The sequence below is a fragment of the Peptacetobacter hominis genome, assembly GCF_006861675.1.
Lineage (GTDB): Bacteria > Bacillota > Clostridia > Peptostreptococcales > Peptostreptococcaceae > Peptacetobacter > Peptacetobacter hominis.
In genome coordinates, this window is the sequence record NZ_SGJB01000030.1 from 1 (window position 1) to 1,929 (window position 1,929).

Sequence of the window (1,929 nt, forward strand, 5' to 3'; positions counted from 1 at the left end):
CTGGTGATAGGACTCGAACCTACAACCTGCTGATTACAAGTCAGCTGCTCTACCAATTGAGCCACACCAGCATATTAATTTTTTAGAAATTGGCGACTCGGATGGGGTTCGAACCCACGACCTCCAGCGTGACAGGCTGGCATTCTAACCAACTGAACTACCGAGCCGCATTTCTTTGGTGGGGTTAACAGGGCTCGAACCTGTGACCCCCTGCTTGTAAGGCAGATGCTCTCCCAGCTGAGCTATAACCCCATTTTGGAGCGGGTGAAGGGGATCGAACCCTCACAGCTGGCTTGGAAGGCCAGAACTCTACCATTGAGCTACACCCGCATATTTTAATTGTATTTGGTGACCCGTAGGGGAATCGAACCCCTGTTACCACCGTGAAAGGGTGGTGTCTTAACCGCTTGACCAACGGGCCATATCTTTTCTGGTTGCGGAGGCAGGACTTGAACCTGCGACCTTCGGGTTATGAGCCCGACGAGCTGCCAACTGCTCCACCCCGCGATGTTATTTATATGAGTGCCGAAGACCGGAATCGAACCGGTACGGGAGGATAAGTCCCGCAGGATTTTAAGTCCTGTGCGTCTGCCAGTTCCGCCACTTCGGCATTTATGGCTCCAAGGGTGGGGCTCGAACCCACAACCTACCGGTTAACAGCCGGTTGCTCCACCTTTGAGCTACCTTGGAATATTGATGGAGGCGACATCCAGATTCGAACTGGAGATCAAGGAGTTGCAGTCCACTGCCTTACCACTTGGCTATGTCGCCGAAAATGGTGATCTATCCGCGGCTCGAACGCGGGACACCTTGATTAAAAGTCAAGTGCTCTACCGACTGAGCTAATAGACCACGTTATATTGGGGTGGATGATGAGATTCGAACTCACGGCCTCCAGAGCCACAATCTGGCGCTCTAACCAACTGGGCTACATCCACCACATGGTCGAGGTGGAGGGACTCGAACCCCCGGCCCCATGGTCCCAAACCACGTGCGCTACCAAACTGCGCTACACCTCGAAGAAAATTATATTAAGTTGGTGGACCATCAGGGACTCGAACCCCAGACCTACCGGTTATGAGCCGGGCGCTCTAACCAACTGAGCTAATGGTCCTCATTATTCTGGTAGCGGTAACAGGAGTCGAACCTGTGACCTTTCGGGTATGAACCGAACGCTCTAGCCAACTAAGCTATACCGCCACACTCTGGTGCCCAGAGGCGGAATCGAACCACCGACACGGGGATTTTCAGTCCCCTGCTCTACCGACTGAGCTATCTGGGCATCTGGCGGAGAGGGTGGGATTCGAACCCACGGTGCCGTTAAGCATCACTGGTTTTCAAGACCAGCTCCTTAAACCACTCGGACACCTCTCCGAACAAATGGTGATCTATCCGCGGCTCGAACGCGGGACACCTTGATTAAAAGTCAAGTGCTCTACCGACTGAGCTAATAGACCACATATATATGGTGAGCGCACAGGGATTCGAACCCCGGACACACGCCTTAGAAGGGCGTTGCTCTATCCAGCTGAGCTATGCACCCACATATTAATAATATACAATCTATTTGGAGCGGGAAACGAGATTCGAACTCGCGACTTCGACCTTGGCAAGGTCGCGCTCTACCGCTGAACTATTCCCGCATATAAAGATTTTAAATTTAAAATATGGTGCGGATGAAGGGAGTCGAACCCCCACGCCGTAGGCGCTAGATCCTAAGTCTAGTGCGTCTGCCAATTCCGCCACATCCGCATATATTTTAAATGGTGGAGGATGGTGGATTCGAACCACCGAAAGCGATGCTAACAGATTTACAGTCTGCCCCCTTTGGCCACTCGGGAAATCCTCCTTATGGAGCTGGTGATAGGACTCGAACCTACAACCTGCTGATTACAAGTCAGCTGCTCTACCAATTGAGCCACACCAGCA

21 tRNA genes are annotated in these 1,929 nt (G+C 52.3%); all 21 read right to left on the reverse strand.

Features of this window, described 5'->3' with window-relative positions:
- Positions 1-90 precede the first annotated feature (90 nt).
- Positions 91-167 (reverse strand) — tRNA-Asp (locus tag EXD82_RS10030).
- Positions 168-176: 9 nt separating this feature from the next.
- Positions 177-252: transfer RNA gene (locus EXD82_RS10035), tRNA-Val, on the reverse strand.
- A 4-nt stretch (positions 253-256) separates the two neighbouring features.
- Positions 257-330, reverse strand: a tRNA-Gly gene (locus EXD82_RS10040).
- 16 nt (positions 331-346) lie between these two features.
- Positions 347-421: transfer RNA gene (locus EXD82_RS10045), tRNA-Glu, on the reverse strand.
- Positions 422-431: 10 nt separating this feature from the next.
- Positions 432-507 (reverse strand) — tRNA-Met (locus EXD82_RS10050).
- Between the two features lie 16 nt (positions 508-523).
- Positions 524-610, reverse strand: a tRNA-Leu gene (locus tag EXD82_RS10055).
- Positions 611-615: 5 nt separating this feature from the next.
- Positions 616-690, reverse strand: a tRNA-Asn gene (locus tag EXD82_RS10060).
- Between the two features lie 7 nt (positions 691-697).
- Positions 698-771 (reverse strand) — tRNA-Cys (locus EXD82_RS10065).
- 5 nt (positions 772-776) lie between these two features.
- Positions 777-852: transfer RNA gene (locus EXD82_RS10070), tRNA-Lys, on the reverse strand.
- A 9-nt stretch (positions 853-861) separates the two neighbouring features.
- Positions 862-938, reverse strand: a tRNA-His gene (locus EXD82_RS10075).
- A 4-nt stretch (positions 939-942) separates the two neighbouring features.
- Positions 943-1,019 (reverse strand) — tRNA-Pro (locus EXD82_RS10080).
- Positions 1,020-1,037: 18 nt separating this feature from the next.
- Positions 1,038-1,114 (reverse strand) — tRNA-Ile (locus EXD82_RS10085).
- Between the two features lie 9 nt (positions 1,115-1,123).
- Positions 1,124-1,200, reverse strand: a tRNA-Met gene (locus tag EXD82_RS10090).
- 6 nt (positions 1,201-1,206) lie between these two features.
- Positions 1,207-1,282: transfer RNA gene (locus EXD82_RS10095), tRNA-Phe, on the reverse strand.
- 3 nt (positions 1,283-1,285) lie between these two features.
- Positions 1,286-1,374: transfer RNA gene (locus EXD82_RS10100), tRNA-Ser, on the reverse strand.
- 7 nt (positions 1,375-1,381) lie between these two features.
- Positions 1,382-1,457 (reverse strand) — tRNA-Lys (locus tag EXD82_RS10105).
- A 9-nt stretch (positions 1,458-1,466) separates the two neighbouring features.
- A tRNA-Arg gene (locus tag EXD82_RS10110) sits at positions 1,467-1,543 on the reverse strand.
- A 25-nt stretch (positions 1,544-1,568) separates the two neighbouring features.
- Positions 1,569-1,643 (reverse strand) — tRNA-Gly (locus EXD82_RS10115).
- A gap of 25 nt (positions 1,644-1,668) precedes the next feature.
- A tRNA-Leu gene (locus EXD82_RS10120) sits at positions 1,669-1,752 on the reverse strand.
- A gap of 12 nt (positions 1,753-1,764) precedes the next feature.
- Positions 1,765-1,849: transfer RNA gene (locus EXD82_RS10125), tRNA-Tyr, on the reverse strand.
- A gap of 3 nt (positions 1,850-1,852) precedes the next feature.
- Positions 1,853-1,928 (reverse strand) — tRNA-Thr (locus EXD82_RS10130).
- Position 1,929 lies beyond the last annotated feature (1 nt).